Below are 22,665 nucleotides of genomic sequence, written 5' to 3'. Positions count from 1 at the left end.
TGTTGGTCTTAATCTAGCAAGTTTTAAGTTTGCATAAGTTATTTAACAGATATGAAAAAGCCCCTATCTACTTAAGATAAGGGCTTTTTCATATAAAGGCTGTCTTTAATAGCAGTTCAATACATAGCTATTAACTCGCCATGACTAACGACTAGATTTTACCATGACACTGCTTGTACTTAAGACCTGAGCCACAAGGACACGCTGCATTACGACTGATATTCATACCTGCATATGGGTTTGGTTCATTAGCATTACTACCGTTACCTGCTATAGCAGCACCAACGCCAGCTGCCGTAGCCCCACTGTTTAGAGTGCGGCTTTGTGGTTGCGGCTGAGCAGCTGAACCACTCGCATTGCTATCCAAGTTATCTACATCGTCATGCTCGAACTGCATTTGCATATGGGCAGCGTTCTCACGTTGCTGAATTTCTAATGCTTCTAGTTCTTCCTTGGTTGGGATATGAACACGTGACAAGTCTTGTACGGTCTCAGACTTAATCGCACCAAGCATCATTTGGAACAATTCAAACGACTCACGCTTATATTCCTGTTCAGGGTTTTTCTGTGCATAACCACGTAAATGAATCCCTTTACGTAGCTGATCCATCTGCGTTAAGTGCTCTTTCCAATGCTTATCTAGACTCTGTAGCATGAAATGACGCTCAAGCTGAGCGGCGTCTTTTTCACCCATCTGCTCACGGCGACTGTGATAACGATCTATCGCCGTTTGAACGATTTTCTCACGCAGCCCTTCTTCATCCAAACGACGATCTTCATCCAACCAATCGTTAATCGGCATTGAGATTTTGAATTCGTCTTCTAACTCATCTTCTAAGCCGTCAATATTCCACTGATCATCAATAGAGCCAGGTGGAATAAACTGATTGATCATCGCGTTATATACTTCATGATGCATCACTTCGATGGCTTCTAATAAGTCCATCTCTGCTAATAAATCATCACGCTGACCATAGATAACTTTACGCTGCTCATTGGCAACATCATCGTATTTCAGTAGGTTTTTACGAGCATCAAAATCGCGACTCTCAACTTTGCCTTGCGCGTTTTCAATCGATTTAGAGACCATCTTGTGCTCGATGGCTTCATCTTCTTTGAGGCCCATCGCACGCATCATATTGACCACGCGATCGCCTGCGAAGATACGCATCAGATCATCTTCGAGCGATAGGAAAAAGCGTGACATACCAGGGTCACCTTGACGACCAGCACGACCACGTAACTGGTTATCGATACGGCGTGACTCATGGCGTTCAGAGCCAATGATATGTAAACCACCAGCTGCTACAACTTGGTCATGTTTGACTTGCCATTGAGATTTTAGACGCTGCATCTCCTCTGGACTAACCGCATCGATATCTTCGATAAACGACTGCCAGTTACCACCAAGGATAATATCCGTACCACGGCCTGCCATGTTGGTGGCGATTGTGACTGATTTTGGGCTACCTGCCTGTGCAATAATTTCTGCTTCACGCTCATGCTGCTTGGCGTTTAGAACGTTATGCTTAACGCCTTCTTGGTCAAGCAAGTAAGACAACTCTTCACTGGCCTCAATCGTCGCTGTACCAACCAGTACTGGCGCGCCTTTGGCTTGAATCTCTTTAATTTCGCGAATAATGCCTTTGTATTTGCCTAACTTGGTTAGGAAAATTTGGTCATCCATATCGATACGAGCAATTGGCTCATGCGTTGGAATCACGATGACATCTAGATCGTAAGTAGATTTGAATTCGGCAGCTTCAGTATCAGCGGTACCCGTCATACCGGACAATTTGTCATATAGACGGAAATAGTTCTGGAATGTCGTGGTTGCAAGCGTCTGGTTTTCTGCTTGGATCTCAACGTTTTCTTTCGCTTCTACTGCTTGATGCAAGCCTTCTGACCAGCGACGACCAGGCATGGTACGGCCTGTATTTTCATCCACGATGACCACTTCGCCTTCATCGACGATATAGTGAACGTTTTTGACAAACACATGGTGCGCACGGATGGCCGCTTGAACGTGAGCCAAAAGTGGCAGACGACTTGGGCTATATAAGCTTTCGTTTTCACCCAGCTCGCCCACTTCGATTAAGAAGCGCTCGATTTTTTCATAGCCTTTTTCGCTGATCTCAATCTGGCGATTCTTTTCATCAATCCAGAAGTCTTCTTCTTCGTTATTCTTGTTTGCTTCTTCATCTTTTGAACGAATCAACACAGGAATAATCGTATTAATCAACGCGTACATGCGTGAAGAATCTTCAGCTTGACCCGAAATGATAAGCGGCGTACGAGCCTCATCAATTAAGATTGAGTCAATTTCATCGATAATACAAAAGTTTAGCGGGCGCTGTTTTTTCTCAGCAAGACTAAAGACCATGTTATCGCGCAGATAATCGAAACCGTATTCGTTATTGGTACCATAGGTAATGTCGGCTTGATAAGCTTCGATTTTTTCTTGTGGTGGCTGCTGTGAGTAAATCACACCAACAGTCATACCCAAAAACCCAAACAACGGACGGTTTAGCTCAGCATCACGTGCGGCCAAATAATCGTTGACCGTGACCAGATGAACCCCTTTACCACTGATCGCGTTCAGATACATAGCCAAGGTTCCCATTAGGGTTTTACCTTCACCAGTTTTCATCTCAGCGATTTTACCTTCGTGCAAGGTGATACCACCAATCAGCTGCACGTCGTAGTGACGCATGCCGTTGACACGTAATGATGCTTCGCGGCAGACGGCAAATGCTTCTGGCAATAATGCATCTAAGCTTTCGCCTTTTTGATGTCTGGCTTTAAATTCTTCAGTTTTTTGTTGTAGTTGCTCATCAGACAGGGCTTGTATTTCAGCCTCTCGTGCGTTGATCTTGCTGACCACTTTACGCATGCGTTTTAATTCGCGGTCATTTTTGGTGCCAACCACACTGCCTATAATCTTTGATAACATAATTTTTTGACCTATGGAATATTCGATAATTAGTGCGCATTAGCCAAAGCTTAGCTCTTTGCCTTGTCATCACCCGACTAAGTACTACCTAATTTAGTATCGCCCAATTAAGTGTGCCGTCATTATATATGGTTATGACGCTGATGGATACAAGGGCAGCGAGTAGATATTTGCCACAGTAAAAACCTAGTAGGACGTGTTAAAATAGCGAATACCTTGTCAAATTTCTTAGCTTTTTCAGCGACTTTATTTGTTTGTCACAGTTCGACTTTCATACGCTTGCTATCGCTACGTCTTGGCTCAAAATTTTTCGTTAAGCCATTTATCTACAAGTGACTGGCTTATGGATCAAGCCAAAGCTCAAAGCTATATATCAAACTCATACATAAGACAAATAACCCTTTAGCATCCCTATCACAAAATACTTATTAATACTCATTAAAGCACTATAAGAGACTCTGCATGACCGTAAAGCCATCTGGACAAAATCAGTCGTCAAATCCTAATCCATCAGAAAAACCCTTATTAAAACAAGAGAACTCTGACTGCTTAAATATAGGCGATGCCGTCTATAACCTAGCAGACCATACGCCAATGATGGTGCAATATCTAACCATGAAAGCCAACTATCCACAAGCATTGCTCTTGTACCGGATGGGTGACTTCTATGAGCTGTTCTTTGACGATGCTAAGCGTGCGGCGCAAATACTAGATATCACATTGACGCGCCGTGGTACGGATAAAGCAGGTAACACAATAGCCATGGCGGGCGTACCGTTTCATGCAGCCGATAGCTATATGGCACGCTTGATCGCGGCTGGTCAGACAGTGGTCGTATGTGAGCAAATTGACGAAACGACAACTGGCAGTGCTAGCAATAAGTCTAATATTTCTGCAATGGGCGACAAGCAAAAGAAAGACAAAAGTAAATCTGCTGCTGGTAGCATCATGCGCCGCGAAGTAGTTAAAACGCTTACCGCAGGTACTATTACTGATGACGCATTGATTGCACCTAATCATACGCCGACTGTGGTTGCCATCGATATTGCGACTATGAAAACGCAAGACAATAGCCAGACGTTACAAGCAGCCGTTAGCCAGATGGATTTGGCCGCGGGTACACTGACTACCCAGGCATTGGTAGCAGATAAAAACGATATAGATGGTCTGCAAACTCAAATGCTTACTGTATTAGCACGTTTTGCGCCCAGTGAGTGCATCATTAGTGAAGCACTCAGCGATAGTATTGGTGGCAGCATTGGAAGCAATGATTCAGAGTGGCTACTGTGGTTACGACAAAATCTGGACTGCCCTATTATAGAAGTCGCTGCCAATGACTTTCATCGTGAGCATGCCAGTGACACGCTTTGTCAGCAGTTCGAGGTTCAGCGTCTCGATGGGTTGGGCATTGCTGAGGCTCCACTTGCGCAAACCAGCTGCGCTGCGCTTATCCACTATGCGCGTCAAACTCAGCAACGCCACGTGCCACAAGTGAACCAACTCATCGTCGAGTACAGCGATGACTACCTAATTATCGATGCTAACAGCCAACAAAACCTCGAGCTATTTACCCCTGTTAGTAGCAATGGCACTTCTTTGATATCTGTGCTGAATCACTGTCAGACTCCGATGGGTAAACGCCTACTTGTTCAGCAAATGAAGCGTCCACTGCGTCAACATTCACGTATCAATATGCGTCTAGATGCGATAACTTGTTTGCTAAGCCCAGAGAATGACTCAATTGAATCAAACCAAGATGTAAAAGAGAGCTTACTGGTTACACGTTTACGAGAAACGCTGAATACTATTGGCGATATTGAACGAATCAGCAGTCGAATCGGGCTAATGAGTGCTAAACCTCGTGACTTACGCAAGCTTGCCGATGGCATCGCTAGTAGTGCTCAGCTTACTACCTTATTAACAGCATCGGGAATCAGTCCTGAAGACGCTGGCCTGTTACCGATGTTGATACAGCAATTACCAGCCCAACTACCTGCTGTTCAATCCGTCGCCGAATTAATTGAGCGCGCTATTGTCATAGAGCCGCCTGCTCATATCCGCGATGGAGGAATGCTAGCATCGGGCTTTGATGAAGAGTTTGATCGTCTTACCCACTTGCATGACAATATTCAATCGACGCTAGACGAGATGGTCGAGCGTGCCCGTCAAGACAATCAATTACCGAGTCTAAAAGTCGGCTTTAATAAAGTTAGCGGCTTCTATTTTGAATTGCCCAAAATGCAGGCAAAGAATGCCCCTGCCCACTTTATCCGTCGACAAACGCTTAAAAGTAGCGAGCGCTTTATCACTGATGAGCTAAAGGAAGTTGAGACAGAATATCTAAGTGCCCAGTCCTTAGCATTAGCTCGTGAAAAGCAGCTGTATCAAGAGCTCTTAAATCAATTAAACCAACACTTGGCTGACCTACAACAGCTTAGCGCGGCTATCGCCCAATTAGATGTGCTAAGCAATTGGGCCCAGCTTGCCATGACGTATAACTGGCAGCGCCCAATCATGGGGCTACATACAAAAGACCAAAGCGAATCGGTGGCCAAAAATCAAACCAACATTGATATTCGTCAAGGTCGTCATGTTGTGGTTGAAGCAGCATTGAATCAAACAAACGCCAACAGCAGGAACGGTAATTCACTAAGTACAAACCACTTTGTCGCCAATGACTGTGCACTAGGTAGTGATGGGTATCCTGAAAGGCTGCTTCTTATTACTGGGCCTAATATGGGTGGCAAATCTACCTATATGCGCCAAACAGCTTTGATAGTCCTACTCGCACATTGCGGTAGCTTTGTACCAGCAGCTAGTGCTCATATTGGTGATATCGACCGCATTTTTACACGTATCGGATCAGCTGATGACTTGGCTGGTGGCAAATCAACCTTTATGGTAGAGATGATTGAGACGGCCAATATCTTAAATCAAGCCACCAATAAATCACTGGTACTAATGGACGAAGTCGGTCGCGGTACTGCCACCACTGACGGTTTGGCCATTGCCCATGCCTGTGTCAATCGCCTAGTCGAGATTGGCTGCCTGACATTATTTGCCACTCATTATTTTGAGCTGACCCAATTAACGAATGATATTAGCAATCACCATGCTAATATCCGTAATGTCCATGTAGCAGCCAGTGAAGTCGATGGTCAATTATTGCTATTGCATCAAATCAAAGATGGCGCAGCGAGTTCTAGCTTTGGATTACATGTCGCAAAAATGGCTGGTATCCCTACTCAAGTGATAGAGGATGCTAAGCGCTATCTAGCAGACAACTTACAGCTAGACCATTTAACCGTAGATAGAGCAAGACCTATTGATGATAAAAATGAATTAGCTAAGTCAGTAAAGGATAAACGGCAAGATATTTATAATGATGCTACTCTCAATCAAGAAGTAAGTCATACTGCTCAGATATCGGACACATTTGACAATCCGAAACAAAATCAGCTATTTAGCTTGCAAGATGAGCTGAGCATGATTGATCCTGATAGTCTAACGCCCAAGCAAGCGCATGATTTGCTTTATCATCTTAAGAAAATCATTAGTCATTAAAGGGAATTGTCAAATAGTAGTAAAGGCGCTAAAATACGCTTTATTTTCCAACTATTCTATGTAGCCCTTATAGTTGATTTAATTTAAAAGAATTACAATGTAGCTGAGCGCAGAAGTATAAATAATACTTCAGGCTAGGCTGTCACAATAATTCTCTTGAAAGAGATTGACTATATCAGCCAATCCAATAACAGGTAGACCTCACTATGACCTTTGTCGTTACAGATAACTGCATTCTTTGCAAATACACAGACTGTGTAGAAGTCTGTCCTGTGGACTGCTTTTATGAAGGCCCAAACTTCCTAGTCATCGATCCTGATGAGTGCATCGACTGCGCACTATGCGAACCTGAATGTCCGGCTAATGCAATTTTCTCAGAAGATGAAGTACCGAAAGACCAAGAAATGTTCACTCAGCTGAATGAAGAACTGGCACAAAAATGGCCAAACATTACTGAAATGAAAGGGCAAATGCCAGAAGCTGAGAAATGGGATGGCGTGGAAGGTAAGATTCAGTATTTAGAGAGATAGTCTTCTCCTCAAAGTACTTGTATATTGAAACAATAAAAAACCACCTAATGGCGATATGCTGTTAGGTGGTTTTTTATTGGCTTGCTATTTACTTCTTACCAAGGGCGTAAATCTACAATATCTACAATATTATTATCATCTATCAATACAACCATATCTTGCTCATAGGCTTTTAGCGGTGGCCATGCTTTCGCAGATGGATATTTGCTAGTTATAGCATCAACACTTACTTTAGAATTGGTTTTATATAAGCTATTAAAGTCGCTCCCCTCACGATTGATAGTTTCCCATTGATCAGCCATGGGTTCATATAGGTTTGGTTGCATACTCGGTGCAACGTCTGTTTCAAGCTCTACGAATAACCTGTCGTTTTTTTGCTCAATATTATCTATAGGTCTGACGGCTACAAATTTTGGCTTTCCCCATCCCAATGTATTATAAGGATCTGATGCTTGCTCTATGCTCTCTACAGGGATATTGTTGGCTTGTACCACTTCAAAACGGAACGTGTCAAAAGCAATATATACAGGTCTACTAATAGCAATATTATATATACCATAGATAAATGCAGCGAGCTGCAAGACAACAATGACGGCTAGATCAAATTCTAACGACTTCTTGTCTTTTTTGGCAATGATAAAAGTTAATAGTGGCCCTAAAATAACATCAATGCCCAGCATCATAATAAATATATGACTAACGCCTACTGCCTTTGCCAATGGTACTGGATGCCATACCATAAAGACAATATATAAACTGATTAACGCAATCAAAATAGAAATGCCCAAATGATAAGCAAACGCTTTGAGCCGAAATCTAAGTGAGGGATTTAAAATATATATACTGATTTATAAGCAATTATCAAAGGTGTTTTTCATTTACTGATGTAAAGTCAAAAGCTTACGTTATAAGTAGTAATTAATGGCTAATTGCGACAGCCTAGTGGTAATTTATTTGCATCTACTGTACCGTTGCATGACCATTTGACAACCTGTTGGTTGTTAAGACTATTCATCTGAGGCGTTAATATTAATGTCTTCCCAGCAATATTTCCAGCATCGAAATTAATAGCGATGACACCTGTATCTGGCGTCACAGAGATGCCACTAGTAGCAATGTATTTACCCTCTAGTGTATTCGCTTGCTTGCCAATTTTACCAGTTACTGACACCTCGTTGGCATTGGGAAAACGTTTATTTTCCCATAGATATACACCGATTTCGCTTCGCAGACCAGCTGAGACAGTAAAACCTTCAACCGCTTGTGATCTGCCAATGTAATTAAGGTAACTTGGTATAGCAATCGCAGATAGAATACCTATTATAGCAAAAACGATCATTAATTCGATTAAAGTAAAACCGTTCTGTGTTCTCATAACAGGTCTTCCTACGTTAATTTTTTTGAAAAAAAAGCCCTAGCATTAGCTAAGGCTTTACTTTTTTATACTATTATGTCAGATGATTCAAATATTACTGACAGCTAGATGGTAAACGAGATTTGTCTATACCATTAGTTCCAGTAGGGGCACAAGTCCATTTTGAAATTTGTCCAGCATTATTTGTAGGAGTCAACATCATTCCCTTACCACTATTTGCGCCCTTATCGAAAAGTACAGTTATTACTCCATTATTACCAACAGATGCCTTCGTTTTAGAAAAATATTTACCTTCTAAAGCTTGTGCTTGTGCGACGATTGGAGCAGCAGTTGTGGCTAATGTTGCTGTTACTGGAAGCGCACCGGTATCTGCTAGAAACACGCCGATATCACTTTGCAGACCAGAAGTTGCCTTAAAACCTTCCGATGCTTGAGCACGAGCCGTATAATCTTGATAAGCAGGTAGAGCGATCGCAGCCAAGATACCGATAATAGCGATAACAATCATTAATTCGATTAAGGTAAAACCTTTTTGAGCAGTGTTCATAAGAACTCCTTTTGAGGTAATAAGAAAATAGCTTAATTGCCAGCTTATTTTCAGTTATATAATTTATTTACTTCTTACCCTAAATGAAGCACTTATCGTGCCAATTCAGAAACATAGTGATCATTATTTCTAAATTGACAAATAAAATGTGCAATACATTAAATATTGTCACTCACTTACTATTTCCACTTATACATTGTTATTAATGTTACTCATTACTTGCTAAAAATTGTCAGTTTATGTAATTTATAGAATTCAGAGTAATTGCACATGACATTTTTTGTCAGATAAACATAAAGCATGTCATTAACAGTTCATCTCCATTCATCACCTGTTCCGCATTTCTTGTTCGGATTATCTCCACGACATCTTATATTTTGAAAATTCAAACTCAATGTACCATCGTTCGCCATTTGACTACCATTCTTGGGCGTAGCTATAATGCTCCAATCCGAAGTGAGCGGATTAGGAGTAAAGCTGACTGTATACAGAGCGTCACCTTGCTTAGGATAATCGCCGCTCAACCCTGTAATCAGAGCGTTGCTATACGAACCTTGCGCCAACTTACGACTTTGAATTTCAGACGCAATATTATGCATCTCGCTCATCATATCGGTACGCTTAGTCTTGATAACATATTGCTGATAGCTTGGATAAGCTATAGCCACTAAGATTCCAATAATAGCAATGACGATCATTAGTTCGATCAATGTAAAACCAGACTGCTTCTTAAAGACGATGACTGTCGTGTTCGAATCAATCTGCATCACCACTCTCCTTGGCCCGTACCACAATCACTATCTCCTATTTTCACTTTATTTTTATTTTGACAGCTTAGACCTGTGCTAGATATCATAAAATAGCTAGCATATTCTGTAATCCCCGAACCCCTTGGTTCAGCTAGCATCTTCCAGCTTCTACCAGTTGTATTGTCAATACCTGTCGTAGTAGCCGGTACTAATGAGCTAGCAGTATTGGCACCATCCACTAATGTGATCTGATAACGATAATTGGTCGAATCACTACCCTGAGGAACATAAATAGTCGTGTTGTTAGCATCATAGGCGTACGTAGCAGTACTACTACTGCTAACTACTTTTGGTCTAAAACCTTTATAAGTTAGCGCTGTTGCCCGCCATCGCTCTAATTGTATCTCTAACTGCAGCATTTTAGCTTGTACATCACGTTCAGCATTCATAATCGCATATTGACGATAGCTTGGGATCGCAATAGCAGCTAGTATGGCAACAATAACCACGACAATCATCAACTCTATTAAAGTAAAACCTGATGGTTGAAGCTTTGGGTTATTACCGTGGCTCTTAGCTGAAGCATGCACTCTATTTTTCCTCTTCATAAAGCTCATACCATCTTTTCGGTATGAATTTATATTTTTCATACCCAAGATTACTGTCGCTTGTGGCCTTACCGTTTGTAGCGACTACATTATCAGACTTACCACCACTACCAGTTGTACCATCATTCACAATAGTGTTGTTTGTTACTTGCAAGCCAGCCTCATCGGTTTGGTTTAATCCCCCTGAACCAACATTATTGTTATTTCGATTAGCAATTTTAACTTGGTCAGCCAGTGACTGTGGACCGATCAGCATTTTGACATTACGCTGGTCTTTACTATAAGCACCTAATGTCAGTTCTTGTATTCCTTTACCAGCCCGAGTATATCCAGCTGTTCCATCAAGCGACTCAATATCGTCGCATACTCCATAAGGCATACAGTATACTTGTCGTTCCGAGCCACCTACCACTCTAGCAGAACAGTTATTTGTCTGATCATAAACCATTTCTGGACTATAGACAGTTGTAAACAACCGATTACCATATGCTAAAGGCTCTCCTACTGACTTCACCCCTTCAACACCGCTATACCCATCAAAATAGGTTAGTGGATAGCGCCATCCTGCATAGTCGTAGACATAACGCTTTTTGGTATCGTTGTACGCTCCTTTTGCTATCGTCTGTAGGACCGCTTTGCGACTCGTTAAGTTCTTCAAGGCATTATTTTGCTTAAATGGGAGACTAACGAGATCATTAACTGTTTTATCTTTCGATATTAGTTTGTCATTTGTATAGCTAAATATACTGGATTGAGCGATATCATAATCAAATATATTAAATAAATAGTTAGGGTTATCAGTATCTCTGAGCATAGAAAGCGGTGTACTACGATCTCCTGATGCAACAGTTACCGACGCAAATATCTCCTGATAAGGGCTAGTATAGAAACTGACGATAGGTCTTTCGTAGAACCGATATGGCAGCGTCTGCCCAGAGCTAGCATCTAACACTCTAACCACTCGTTTCACCAAACTGGTATTTGTAGCACCTGAGTTTAGATCAGCGCGATAGACACTACCGCCCAAATCAGCATAATAGAGGTGGTCGATATTACCATCATCATCCCGATCTAAAGCAGTAATTCCACCTACCACACTATGATTCATGCTCGTCACTTTAGTGTGGTTTGTACCACTATCGCTACCAGATATAGACGAGATAATACTACCATCACTAGCATCTAATATATAAACTGCATTACCTTCTGCCTGCGTTTTTTTATCGCAACTTGTGTTGTCTCCACTGGTTTTTAATTTGAAACTTGGATTTTCATAGCAAGTATCATAACCACCAGCAACGATAATCACATCTTTAGACTCGTATTTTGTTCCTTTCTTCATTCTAACTTTTGCGACTGTAGGTTCACTCCAAACTTGTCCTAAACGAGAAAATCCAGCATCAGTCGTATTTTTAGAGAATAAGAAGGTTGGTTTATCTTTCGTAGTTAGATCCAAGCCGTATACGCCTTTACCGCCCATTCTTAGGCCACCATACGCTTTTACTGACGTCGCTTTTACTTTTTTAGGCGTTCCTGAAAAATCATACTCTAGTACTGAACTACTCGTCCATGGTGCGTCAACGCCGAATACAGTTCTGCCTACGGCGCCTTCACTGTCTGCTTTTAGCGCTTTTAATTGCTGTTTGATAATAGTTTTAGGAATAAACGCAAATGTTTCTTCGCCTTTTTCTGATGATACTAAATGTAGTGCTCCGTCCATAGAGCCAAACATAATATAGTCATCACGATCTTTTTCATCGTTAGATATCTCACCATCAGTTGTAAAGTCTGCACCGTAAGATACTTGCTTTGGTTTAGAGTGTACTACGCCTCCTAATACCTTCACCTCTTGAGTTGGTGGATTTTTTACGATGTCATTAAATGCTGTTGTTTGTTTGGCGGCTGTATTCAAAGCAGTAATAGTTGCTGCAGCATCTGTGGACACGCTGTATCCCAAAAAGGATAGTAGATACAACTTTTCTGCTACACCATAATCTGTATCTAACTGATCAAACCCAATCACAGTACCATTTGTGACTTTAATATTTACTAGCTTGGCATTACTACCTGTACCACTCTCAACATACACATTACGAGTAGTACTAGCATTAGTTCCGGCAGTCGGTGCCTTTAAACGTGCATAAGCGCCCCCTGCATAAATCGAATTATTCGCACTTTCACCTTTATCATTTTTGTAATCTGTAGTACTCCAAAGATCTTGAGTACTTGTGCTTAAATCATCTGGAAAATCATCACCATCATCATCTACATATAATCTACTAGACTCACTAAATGGGAAAGTCGATTTACCATATAGCGTACCTTGATAGACATTGTATTTCTTTAAATTTCCAGGCCATACATACTGAGAACCAGCTACTTTTGGCTCGAGCATAGGTAAATAAGCAAACGGCTGCAAATTAGTAGAGCTTAGTGGATCATTGGGGATAGTAATGGTACCTGAAGGGGCTGTTTCGATAATTTGAGTCAGTTTGGCTGTAAAGCTAGACACGCTAGCAGCTAGGCTGTCTGCATCTGTCGTGTAGTAAAAACCACCACCGCCATATGCTTCACTACCTAACTTACATAGGTTTTTGACATGTGTAGAGGGAGTGAATGATGATGATGCTGACTCATCGCAATGATAAACCGTTTTGCCAGCGCCATCCACCGAAGTCTTAATGCCAGCAAACTCTTTACCGAAACCGACTGTGGCGGTTAGTATTGATCGTTTGGAAGGATTGGTGACGTCTCGCAGTTTTTTAGAGTATTCACCCATACATGCCCAGCCCGTACTACCACCGTTATTGACTAAACCACCATTACAAGTCCCATCCAGACTTAAAGAGCTACTTTTACCTTTAAGACTTAAGTTCATTAAACCAGAAGCAATCGAGTTAGATGAGCCATTAGGCACACCATCTGTTAAAAAGTAAATACCATAGCCACTACACTGCGAATCCGAGACGGGGGCATTATAGTTCAAATAATCATTTGTCGAATCTTTCGCGTCTTGAGTAGATACAGTATAACCACTTTCATCAGTATCTTTTATCGTAACACCATTTTGGTTTTTACTTACTATCTGATAGAAATAACGTACGTTTCCAAGATCATAACCGTCATCAATGTTTTTAGATATTTTAGAATTTGCATTTCCGTCAAAAGTTGAGAGTTTCTTTTGTTTTTTCTTGTTGCCCGTTAACTCAACATCACTATAGGTATTACAAAAGTACCAGTCTTTACTATCAAAAGGTGTTACGTAAGAATCATTATTAGTACACTTTTGGAGCCTGTATCTATAGGGTTTGCTATTATTACCAGAATACTCTTCAACAACTCGACCTAAAACTTTGTAAATTTTTTCCTCTTTATCTTCTAGCTCAACGGTCGTAGTACCCATCATGTAGGCGCCTGCTTCCGCATAAGCATTGGCCGCTGGCGTATTACCACTTGCGCGGAAGCCTGTCAGAGTAGCAATAAGTTTAGTGCGTTGTGCTTCGTCAAGCTTACGTGCCGGCACTAAAATACTACCTGCTTTACCATCAACCGATCCATTACCGTCTTTGTCCACAGAGTATTGACCCAGACCAATTATGTTGTCACTTGATAATGTATAGTTACCATTTGCATCTTTTTTTGATAGCAAATCCGTCAAAGCCCTTTTTAATATGGTCAATCTGGATTCAGTACCAAAATCTACAGTACCCATAGATCCCGAAGTATCAAGCATTAGCGTTAGTACAGCACCACCCGATTCTGCTGCCTTATAAATCTCCAAATCACCCAGATTGTTCCTACCCGCATTAACGGGTAAGGCCACCATAGATAGTGCAACGGCATAGCATAAAGGCTTAACAGTCTGGCTAAGCTTAGAATATCGTAACTGATTAGGTATGAGCTTTTTTAAAATCATGATGAGTACTCTTATTTAACTACAACTGTTAAAAGGGCTAATGGATGCCTTGTTTATCTATCAATTAATTGTTAGCGGCTGTTTTACGGTTACCATTGACATCAATGCCAACCAGTTTCTGACAATCTTCATCTATTTTACCGTCTCCTACACCAAACCCATAACAAACAGTATTGTCTATGACGTTCTTAACATAAGCTTGCTGAACTAGTGTTTTAGTCGCAACCCCTTCGTCTTTCATACATTCATCCAGTGATTCAGTGCTACCATCATTAGGGTCAATAGGTTTTTTAAGACAGTCGTTTATATCTTCCTTACTAGCATTCGATAGACTAGGTAATATAGAAGTAGAACGAATATTAAAGACAGCAGACTCATTGCTTGGCTCATTAGCTTGTATACCAGATCCTTGTGTTACTGATTTAAAGCCCCCTTGTCCTACAACTACACGCGATGGACGAGTAATATTAATTTGCGTTACTGAGTTACTACGAGCACTAGAGTAGCTTTCCGTCTTTGATATATCACAGTATCCACTACCCGTTGTCATCACCGTACCCCCATTAGGTTTTACGATGCTGGCTTGATTCAATTTAGCAAAGCTATTTAGTCGTGCGTTATAACAAAAAATATATTGATCATCGCGATTTGTACTACCTGCTTGAGAAAGATAATAGCCAAACATTCCCGTCCCTTCTATCACTGCATCTACATAATCTTGATCTGTATCGTTATCAAATATTTTTTCAATACGCTTATTTGCGCTATCTGAAGAGTTTAATAAAAACGTGTCTATTTGATCAGCAGTGGCTACTTTTAAATCTGTTGTACTTCTCTTAACCGCAATAATACCCACTAAAGTAATGAGCATTAAGAACATCAATACTACGATAAGAGTAACGCCTTCCTGTGATTGTCTAGTCATCTCATTTATCCTCTTTCAGTCAGATTATCCGCTTCATCAACTAGATACTGGGTATAGAACTTTCTTTAACAGCTCTTGAGTTTCTCAACATAATATTCGACTCATATACTCTGCGAATAAAAGCGCTGGAAGTATCTGAAGATAAGTCTCTTTTTTCTCCAAATACTATAAAACTAGATGCTCCACTCTCTCCTGTAATGGGGCGATCAGCTCGTACTAAAACAGACAGTTTTGCAGATATAATATCTGTTGTCGTTATAGTAGACGTACTAGCTGAAGATTCTGCCTGTTGAACAGTTTTCAAAAAACTCATATATTGTTCAGGAGTAAAATACCTTAAACTAACCGAAGTATTAGTTGGACTGGTAGCGACAACCTCTACTCCTAGCAAGACACCAAAATAATCAACTCTTGGAATAACGACTTCTCCAGCATCCCCAAAATCTCTTATATTCCGAGTAGCCACTAACTTAGTACTGTCCTTACCGCTGATTTCTTGTGCTGCAAGTTCTGCTGTATTTAAGTCTTCTTTGATATAACGTCCAGCGTCACAACGTAGCTCATAACTTTTTATACTTGATTCATAATTAGACTTATTACTCTGAGTGACTTCGTTGAGAAAATACCTTTCAATAACAACCTGACCTGGTATCATCGTCAAACGTCCATCACGATCTATTTCGACTGGTCCCCGAACTAAAGAGCCTTCACAATCGTACATATTCTGCGGTGCTTCGTACTGTATAGTGAGCTGGGAGCCTTTTAAGCCTGTAATGTTACTGTTCCCTGCTTTCCAAGCGTTGTTAACGCTACTTGTGCTTTGGTTTCCACTTCTGGTTAGATAGCCATCTGTAATTTCTTCAGCACCAGCGCTCGACTTGGTTCCTCCCATTTTAATACCATTCATATTATTCTTAGATTTGTCTGTCTGGGTAGTACTAACCAAACTACTGTCACTGGTCATAACTAGACCTGCCGTAGGAGTGAAAGGATTGTTAGTATCCGCCATACCTAAATTACTGAGCCTTACACTCTTTTCTATATTTTGAATACCAAAAATACTCGCTTCTAATATATCGGCACCGCCAGCCTGTACACTGCTGGTTTTAACGCTGGTCAAATAAATTTGCATGACCGCTGCTGAGATTAAAAGACCTAAGGTGAGAGAGATCATTAGTTCTATTAAAGAAAAGCCGTCCTGAGTATATTTAATATTCATTAGTAAGACTCCATAATCAAGCAATCAGAACCTGCATGATATATCCCAAACGCATCGGCACAAGCCTTACTACTCGCTGAACTGACTCCAAACACTGGCTCTGTTCCGTTCCATGAAGTGATAATACATTGACGTAACTGTTTGTCCGCAGTACCAGGACAAGTAATCATATTTAGTAAAATGCCGTTTTCACATGCTTGTTTCATCGTACTCCAGCTATTGTATTGACCTAGCTGTTCCTCGGTACATGACTCACTATCACAGTTCTTTGTGACAGTACTCGTTTTATAGTCTTCGACAGCTGCACAGTAATTCTTTGAAGCAGATACTTTGCTTAATACACTTTGGATATCCTTTTGATAAGCCAGTATATTATTAGAATTTAATCGTAAATCTTCAGACAAGCCACGCATTACTGTATTAGCATTTGCTATTAGCACGCTATCATCTGTTGCTTTTATAGATACCATGTTGAGTGCACTAAATCCCAATACTGCAACTGCTAGTAGTAACAGAGCAACTAGCACCTCAACCAAACCCACACCTTGTTGGTTAATAGTTTTAGTCATGGGCACGTTCCTTCGGATCTATTACTAATAACGGCAGTAGCACTGACTAAGATTTTTATAGGACTAGCTGCACTATTGCTATCGCATATAGTATATGTGGTAACTTCTGCGACTTTATTTGGTTTAAATTCATTACTGCTACGATCTGACTTAATTGTACTTTTAGCATCATACCTATAACTTTCTACAGTGCTATCTACCGTACCTGACACTATATGCTGAATATTTATTACCTTACTAGTATTATCAAAGCTTATCGTTAGTGGTTGACGACGAATAACGCTTTCGACTTTAGCTTCTTTTAGTGCATTAGTGAGAGTACCAGCTGACGACTTACTACGTTGATTGGCAAGCTGAGTACTAATATTAGGTGCGGCTATACTTATGATAATAGCTAATACTGCTATGGTTACCATTAATTCAATTAAGGTAAAACCTGAGCTTACGTTTTTCAGCTTAGGTGATAATTCGTTCAAAGATGCGTTCACATCATATTCCTATTTAAAACGGCAATTAACTATCTTTCGTCTATATCTCACTAAAATTTATTGTAAGTATCTTATATTTTTAGCTTACTACTATTTTTATACTGACTACCCTAATAACATGCAATTTTCGTTCCACGGCATATAACTAATAATGTTTAAAAAAGTCGATATTTGTCACTTGACATATGTAACTTATCCATAAATATGTAAAATTATTATCGACGTATACAGCCGTAAAACAACAAATTAGTATACATAGTTATAATAATATAGCGTTAAGGAAATATATTAGCAATAATTAGATATTACTGACAAAGATATATTGGGTTTAGGATTTGCTGCCATGTGCTAATACGTAAGCAGAAATTTGATAACTATTATGGCTGCTATCCGTTGCTGATTTTACTGCTGCAGGTGGAATGAACGCTCGCGCTAATGCTTGTAAGCTTGCACCTGTGGTAGATACATCATCGAATAGTAGTAAGCGTTTTGTAGGGGGCTTTTCGATTAGAGCAAAAGCGTTATCTAAGTTACTAAGACGTTCGGCACGAGTCAGTCCTTGCTGACTAATTGTATCGTCAATGCGCTTAACGCCTTGCCATAAAGGAATTTGCCAATGTTTAGACAATTGGGCAGAGAGAATACTGACAGGATCGAACCCACGTTTAACCAATCGTTGACTTGTCGTTGGCATAGCAACAATCACACTGTTATTGCGATGACAACCGTGTGGACGCGGTAATTGACGTATGGCATGTAATAGTAACGGCAATTTCGTCATATCCTCTTGATGCTTAAATGCTCGGATAGCTTGACGTATTGGATACTCGTAGTAAGTAGAGGCTTGGATAGATAGAGATATACTAGGAGCGATATCCACTTTAAAAGGTCTTGGCAACCAAGTAATATCGTTGTGACAGTGAGTACAAAGTAAACCATTGCTCAAATGGCTGTTTACTTGATGAACGATATTAGTAAGAAAAGAGTGTTTCTTTAAGGCTGTCCGTGTAGGCGGCGCATTCGTTATATTATCTAGGCTAGATTGTGTTTGATGGTGCAGTAGTTGAGATTGTGGTGTACTACGATAAATACGGCATAGTTGGCAGCGCATATCCATATACTCTGCCAACCACAGTCCAGTTTGATAAGGCGCTAAACGGCGCATAAACTATTATTCGTCATAACTTATAATAAATTTCATCTATGTCAGAACCTTTCTCAAATTGATGTCCTTTCTAAATTAAAGCCCTTTCCAATCGTTCAGTACGATACCAAAGCCGATAGAGGTATTTTCATGATTATAGTCAATGATCGACTCGCCATAGCCTTGGAATAGCTGAACCATACCATTGACGTTCTCTGAGATAGGATAGATATAGTCGATTTGCGCAGCACCTTTGTTAGTACCTGGATTGTAGCGCAAGGTACCACTAATGCTTTGATCAGCCGGCAAGTCATATAAGAATTTGATATCACCATAGCCCATGTAGTCTTCGATATCTGGATTATCGTCATCGCTACTACTTTCGTTATTTACTCGAGCCCATAGGCGCGGTATGACTGAGAGTCTGCCCCACTCTGCACCCGCCATGAGGTAAGCACGATTCCATGAACGTGATAATGGATCATCTTGTCCATTCGAGTGATGGACAGCACCTGCGCCCAACATACGCAGACGTCCACCAAAAGGTAGATCTGCTGTCACAGGTTGGGTTAAGAATATTTCAGGTTGATAATCGGTAGCGCGGAATGGACGCGAGTTGTCTTCGTTATAAACTTGCCAGTGTGATTCTTGGGTATAGCCAAACCATAGGTCAGCACTGGTATCAAACAAATCTTCTGCGACTTTTGTTTTTAGGGATAATTGGAATTTTAGCTCAGTTTCGCGTATGTCATTAGAATCAAAAGGATCTGTTTCTTGTGATGGTGTGCTTGGATTTAAATTGGGATCGAAGGTATAAAATAATGGTAACAGATACGTTGGTCGATATGGTCTGACCGTCCAAGTACCACGCTCACTGTTTTTATCTAGGTCATAGGATAGACTGAGTGGCGAGAATTTTTCGATGTCTGTTTGAGTGACACCTACATTTTCTAAAATCTGTGCCTCGCTATTCGTTTCAGCATCTACTTCTACGTTGCCATTTGCCTTCAATTTGCTAGCTGCTGTTTGCTGACTGGTCATTAAAATGGTATCTGCATCTTCAACTGTCGTACCACTCATCGCCGTTTGAGACTCAGCCAATATCACTTTTGGATTACCTGAGACCGTACTTTGAAAGGTTTTTGCCAAATCAATTGGTTGTTTGGTTGAGGTATAGCTTGGTGTCTTACCTTGTTCAGCTACCTTATCAAAACAAGCTAGGCGAGCAGCACTAGACTGGACTTGAGTACATTCAGAAAACAGCTTGGCTTGCTGAGCAATAAATTCTTTGCTAATTATTTTGCCACTTTGTGTACTCATATCAGAAGATATCGCACTGTTATCAAGCCTCTGTGAAAGGTCAAGATCCTCATATTCAAACGCAGCTTCAGGTGCTGGCAGTTCGTTATAAGTCTGAGAATCATCAGCAGCTTGTACTTGTATCGCGGTACAACTCAACGCAAGCGCAACTGCAATACGAAGAGGCATATGCGCATTCTGGTAAGACGGCTGTTGGTGACGCTGAGTAATGGTATGGGCAAACATAAGTGTCCTTTATCTAACTAGCATTAGCGCTAGCAGAGTATATGAGGTAATTAATATAGCCATTAGCGTTATCGCTAAAATAGAATTGACTGAGACTATCAGCTAATCGCAGATATTAGGAGCGAAAAAAATGACAATTAGTGCCCCTGCTGCATTGTTTCTTTATTGTAATGAAAATATAAGCACGATACTAGCTTTATCGATAGTTAAAATAAGCATCTATCAATATAATTACTTATATAACAAATACTTAATAAACATTCTATAGTATGAATTTAAAGGCATCAAAAAAGCCAGCATACTTTCTTAGTATACTGGCCTTCTTAATATTCTTAAGAATTTTCGAAATATTACACTGGTTTCTTAAGTGTTCATTGTTAAATGTTAGTTGTTCAACGCCGATAATGTTTGCTCAAACTCTGAGCGACCAATCTCACCTACTTGCTGATTTACTAGCTGACCATCAATATAATACAGTAACGCTGGTGGACCAAAGAGTTGGTAACGAGACAACACGGCTTTTGAGTCTGCTGTCGTCTCAGTGATATCAAGCTTCACTAATTGCCAATCTTGCATCTGCGCTGGACGATTGTGAAACAGGTTCTTGTCCATAATGCGGCACTCAATACACCACTCTGCTGTCAGATCGACAATAACATTCGGATTGGCTGCGACAATAGCATCTAGCTCTGCAAGCGTCGTGATCGTCTTATCAGTGGTACTATCACTATTCACTGGTTGACCAGATGTTGACTGTACCATCATCGGTGCTGCACCCAATGACGCTAGTGGATGTAAGCTATCGTCATTGCCCAATGCAGCGCCAACTATTAGGCAAGTCGCCCAAATACCAGCGATAAGGCTTAGTGCTTGGGTCAGCATACGACCTTTACCTAGCCAACTCCATGCCCATGTTGCCACGACCATAAACCACAATGCCCACACCATCAGCATGACTGGCGATATAAACACGCGCTCAATCAATAGCAGTGCCACGGCAAACAGTAGTAAAGCAAAGCCTTGCTTGACCCAATTCATCCACTCGCCTGCTTTTGGCATAATCTTGCCTTGAGTAGCACCGATTAGGATAAGCGGCGCGGACAAACCAAAACCCAGCATGAATAAAGCGGCAAAGCCGAGCAATGGACTACCAATGGTAGAGACCGCCAATAATGCCCCAAATAATGGCGCAGAAACACAAGGTGACACGACTAGCGCTGATAAAAACCCAGCGATTAAACTGCCGCCTGTACTACCAAGCTTACTGTCACCTGCTTGGCTTAAGCCTTGCATCTTTCGACTGATCGCTTGTGGTAATCGCACACTGAAAAGACCTAACATGTATAGTGCGAGAAGTATAAAAACAATAGCAAAGCTAATGAGAATAATTGGATTCTGCAGCCAACCAATAATACCTAAAGATTCACCGAATACTGCGATAACAGCGCCCAAAATTCCGTAAGCAGTCGCTACCCCAATCGCGTAACTGGTGGTCAAGATGACACCGCGTTTGACCGTTGGGTTTTGTTCGCGGGCTACAATGTTGGCCACGATAGGTAACATCGGTAACACACATGGCGTCAAGGCCAAGCCTAAGCCTGCTAAAAATAATAGTACTAATGCCAGCCAAGGGTGAGAAGCCAAACCAAAAGGATCGCTATCAACGAAACTGTTGCTCAAGGTACTTTCGCTATTGGCCGTCTCGCCTGTTACGCTGCTATTTGCTGCAGAAATCGTATTCGTCGCTGCATTACTATCTAAAGAATCATACTCTACAGCGCTGTCATCAATGAGATCATAGTCAATAGCATCATCGTCTGTCAGTGCTTGCGCCTCATCAGGCAAAGTATTATCAAGCGCTGGTGAGCTTGCTTTCTCTGGTGTCGCCGTAGCACTATTCTCTGAGTCGGTCGAGCTCGCAATACTCTCACTATCTGCTGATACCTGCGTCGATGCAGCTGCAATATCGACAGTCGTATTAATCTTTTCAGGTGGATAGCACAGTCCTGCTTTTGCACAACCTTGCCACCCGACGACGATAGCGGCGTCTTCTATATTCTTGCCACTATTGTTCGTCAGTGTGGTGGTAGCGACCATATTCGCTTGGTCAAATACCAGTACTTTGCCAAATGTTGGATCATCTATCGAATATGGTGTCTGGCTAAAGGTAAAAGGTGCAGCCGTCACGCCAGCGGGTAGCGTAAGCTTAATTTGCTTTTTATAGACGTAATGTTCAGGAGTGATATCAAAATTAACAGATAACCGCGTACCTGCTTTGACAGGGGTACTATCTGTACTTACCTGAAACGCTTGATCTACTGGCAAAAACTTTGACTTCGATGAGCTTTCACTACTACCGAAAAGGTCGCCTAACCCTGCCGCTTGTACCGTCGATGTCGCTGATAAACCTGTCAGCAATGAGCCACTAGCGATGGCCAGCGCTAAGATATGGGATTTTTTCGAATGAGTAGATACGCTAAATGATGAGGACTTTGGTGATGTCTTGATGGACATGAATGGCTACCTATTATTA

General features: G+C 41.1%; 16 protein-coding genes. 2 read left to right on the top strand and 14 right to left on the bottom strand.

All coding sequences use genetic code 11. The features are described from left to right. Positions 1 to 151: 151 nt before the first annotated feature. The gene (secA, locus tag JMX96_RS07485) at positions 152 to 2,953 is read right to left on the bottom strand and encodes a preprotein translocase subunit SecA (protein WP_191114652.1); all 2,802 of its coding nucleotides are present in this window, start codon (positions 2,951 to 2,953) and stop codon (positions 152 to 154) included. 462 nt (positions 2,954 to 3,415) lie between these two features. On the opposite strand from secA, the gene mutS reads away from it, so the two are divergent. Both mutS and fdxA read left to right on the top strand, forming a co-directional pair. Beyond that, positions 3,416 to 6,517: a DNA mismatch repair protein MutS gene (mutS, locus tag JMX96_RS07480; protein WP_201568348.1), complete on the top strand. Its 3,102-nt coding sequence runs from the start codon at positions 3,416 to 3,418 to the stop codon at positions 6,515 to 6,517. 206 nt (positions 6,518 to 6,723) lie between these two features. After that, a complete protein-coding gene (fdxA, locus tag JMX96_RS07475; RefSeq protein WP_101205516.1) occupies positions 6,724 to 7,047 on the top strand; it encodes a ferredoxin FdxA in 324 nt (107 codons plus the stop codon). 95 nt (positions 7,048 to 7,142) lie between these two features. Here the strand turns inward: fdxA and tfpZ are convergent, their stop codons facing one another. The 13 genes from tfpZ to dsbD all read right to left on the bottom strand — a co-directional run bounded on the left by tfpZ (position 7,143) and on the right by dsbD (position 22,646). Continuing rightward, on the bottom strand, positions 7,143 to 7,883 hold the full coding sequence (tfpZ, locus tag JMX96_RS07470; protein ID WP_320157902.1) for a TfpX/TfpZ family type IV pilin accessory protein: 741 nt from the start codon (positions 7,881 to 7,883) through the stop codon (positions 7,143 to 7,145). 89 nt (positions 7,884 to 7,972) lie between these two features. Then, positions 7,973 to 8,422: a pilin gene (locus JMX96_RS07465; RefSeq protein ID WP_201568344.1), complete on the bottom strand. Its 450-nt coding sequence runs from the start codon at positions 8,420 to 8,422 to the stop codon at positions 7,973 to 7,975. A gap of 94 nt (positions 8,423 to 8,516) precedes the next feature. Further along, complete coding sequence (locus JMX96_RS07460) at positions 8,517 to 8,969, bottom strand: pilin (RefSeq protein WP_201568343.1); 453 nt, start codon at positions 8,967 to 8,969, stop codon at positions 8,517 to 8,519. A gap of 314 nt (positions 8,970 to 9,283) precedes the next feature. Further along, positions 9,284 to 9,736: a type IV pilin protein gene (locus JMX96_RS07455; RefSeq protein ID WP_201568341.1), complete on the bottom strand. Its 453-nt coding sequence runs from the start codon at positions 9,734 to 9,736 to the stop codon at positions 9,284 to 9,286. Continuing rightward, the gene (locus JMX96_RS07450) at positions 9,736 to 10,326 is read right to left on the bottom strand and encodes a prepilin-type N-terminal cleavage/methylation domain-containing protein (RefSeq protein WP_201568339.1); all 591 of its coding nucleotides are present in this window, start codon (positions 10,324 to 10,326) and stop codon (positions 9,736 to 9,738) included. Before JMX96_RS07450 ends, JMX96_RS07455 begins: the two co-directional genes overlap by 1 nt. Then, entirely contained in the window at positions 10,310 to 14,242 is a 3,933-nt protein-coding gene (locus tag JMX96_RS07445) for a PilC/PilY family type IV pilus protein (RefSeq protein WP_201568337.1), read from the bottom strand. Before JMX96_RS07445 ends, JMX96_RS07450 begins: the two co-directional genes overlap by 17 nt. Before the next feature lie 64 nt (positions 14,243 to 14,306). Further along, the gene (locus tag JMX96_RS07440) at positions 14,307 to 15,167 is read right to left on the bottom strand and encodes a PilX N-terminal domain-containing pilus assembly protein (RefSeq protein ID WP_201568335.1); all 861 of its coding nucleotides are present in this window, start codon (positions 15,165 to 15,167) and stop codon (positions 14,307 to 14,309) included. A gap of 40 nt (positions 15,168 to 15,207) precedes the next feature. Continuing rightward, positions 15,208 to 16,386, bottom strand: coding sequence for a PilW family protein (locus JMX96_RS07435; protein WP_201568333.1), 1,179 nt, complete (start codon positions 16,384 to 16,386; stop codon positions 15,208 to 15,210). After that, positions 16,386 to 16,955 (bottom strand): type IV pilus modification protein PilV, encoded by a 570-nt coding sequence (gene pilV / locus JMX96_RS07430; RefSeq protein WP_201568331.1) that lies wholly within the window; start codon positions 16,953 to 16,955, stop codon positions 16,386 to 16,388. Before pilV ends, JMX96_RS07435 begins: the two co-directional genes overlap by 1 nt. Then, positions 16,952 to 17,431 (bottom strand): Tfp pilus assembly protein FimT/FimU, encoded by a 480-nt coding sequence (locus JMX96_RS07425; RefSeq protein WP_227676970.1) that lies wholly within the window; start codon positions 17,429 to 17,431, stop codon positions 16,952 to 16,954. The genes pilV and JMX96_RS07425 overlap by 4 nt, the downstream gene beginning before the upstream one ends. Before the next feature lie 340 nt (positions 17,432 to 17,771). Then, complete coding sequence (locus tag JMX96_RS07420) at positions 17,772 to 18,608, bottom strand: ComF family protein (protein WP_227676969.1); 837 nt, start codon at positions 18,606 to 18,608, stop codon at positions 17,772 to 17,774. A gap of 75 nt (positions 18,609 to 18,683) precedes the next feature. Then, positions 18,684 to 20,132: a phospholipase A gene (locus tag JMX96_RS07415; RefSeq protein WP_201568329.1), complete on the bottom strand. Its 1,449-nt coding sequence runs from the start codon at positions 20,130 to 20,132 to the stop codon at positions 18,684 to 18,686. Between the two features lie 384 nt (positions 20,133 to 20,516). Then, positions 20,517 to 22,646, bottom strand: a complete 2,130-nt coding sequence (dsbD, locus tag JMX96_RS07410; RefSeq protein WP_201568327.1) for a protein-disulfide reductase DsbD — start codon at positions 22,644 to 22,646, stop codon at positions 20,517 to 20,519. Between the last annotated feature and the right edge of the window lie 19 nt (positions 22,647 to 22,665).

Origin of the sequence: Psychrobacter sp. JCM 18900 (assembly GCF_904846625.1) — a bacterium.
Classification (GTDB): Bacteria; Pseudomonadota; Gammaproteobacteria; order Pseudomonadales; family Moraxellaceae; genus Psychrobacter.
Note: the sequence above shows the minus strand (reverse complement) of the source record. Positions and strands in the feature narration are given on the sequence as shown.

Coding starts and splice junctions, on each gene's coding strand:
- JMX96_RS07420 (WP_227676969.1), bottom strand. CDS start 18,608: ATGCGCCGTTTAGCGCCTTATCAAACTGGACTGTGGTTGGCAGAGTAT.
- secA (WP_191114652.1), bottom strand. CDS start 2,953: ATGTTATCAAAGATTATAGGCAGTGTGGTTGGCACCAAAAATGACCGC.
- fdxA (WP_101205516.1), top strand. CDS start 6,724: ATGACCTTTGTCGTTACAGATAACTGCATTCTTTGCAAATACACAGAC.
- dsbD (WP_201568327.1), bottom strand. CDS start 22,646: ATGTCCATCAAGACATCACCAAAGTCCTCATCATTTAGCGTATCTACT.
- pilV (WP_201568331.1), bottom strand. CDS start 16,955: ATGACTAAAACTATTAACCAACAAGGTGTGGGTTTGGTTGAGGTGCTA.
- JMX96_RS07440 (WP_201568335.1), bottom strand. CDS start 15,167: ATGACTAGACAATCACAGGAAGGCGTTACTCTTATCGTAGTATTGATG.
- JMX96_RS07455 (WP_201568341.1), bottom strand. CDS start 9,736: ATGCAGATTGATTCGAACACGACAGTCATCGTCTTTAAGAAGCAGTCT.
- JMX96_RS07445 (WP_201568337.1), bottom strand. CDS start 14,242: ATGATTTTAAAAAAGCTCATACCTAATCAGTTACGATATTCTAAGCTT.
- JMX96_RS07415 (WP_201568329.1), bottom strand. CDS start 20,132: ATGTTTGCCCATACCATTACTCAGCGTCACCAACAGCCGTCTTACCAG.
- JMX96_RS07465 (WP_201568344.1), bottom strand. CDS start 8,422: ATGAGAACACAGAACGGTTTTACTTTAATCGAATTAATGATCGTTTTT.
- mutS (WP_201568348.1), top strand. CDS start 3,416: ATGACCGTAAAGCCATCTGGACAAAATCAGTCGTCAAATCCTAATCCA.
- JMX96_RS07460 (WP_201568343.1), bottom strand. CDS start 8,969: ATGAACACTGCTCAAAAAGGTTTTACCTTAATCGAATTAATGATTGTT.
- JMX96_RS07435 (WP_201568333.1), bottom strand. CDS start 16,386: ATGAATATTAAATATACTCAGGACGGCTTTTCTTTAATAGAACTAATG.
- JMX96_RS07450 (WP_201568339.1), bottom strand. CDS start 10,326: ATGAAGAGGAAAAATAGAGTGCATGCTTCAGCTAAGAGCCACGGTAAT.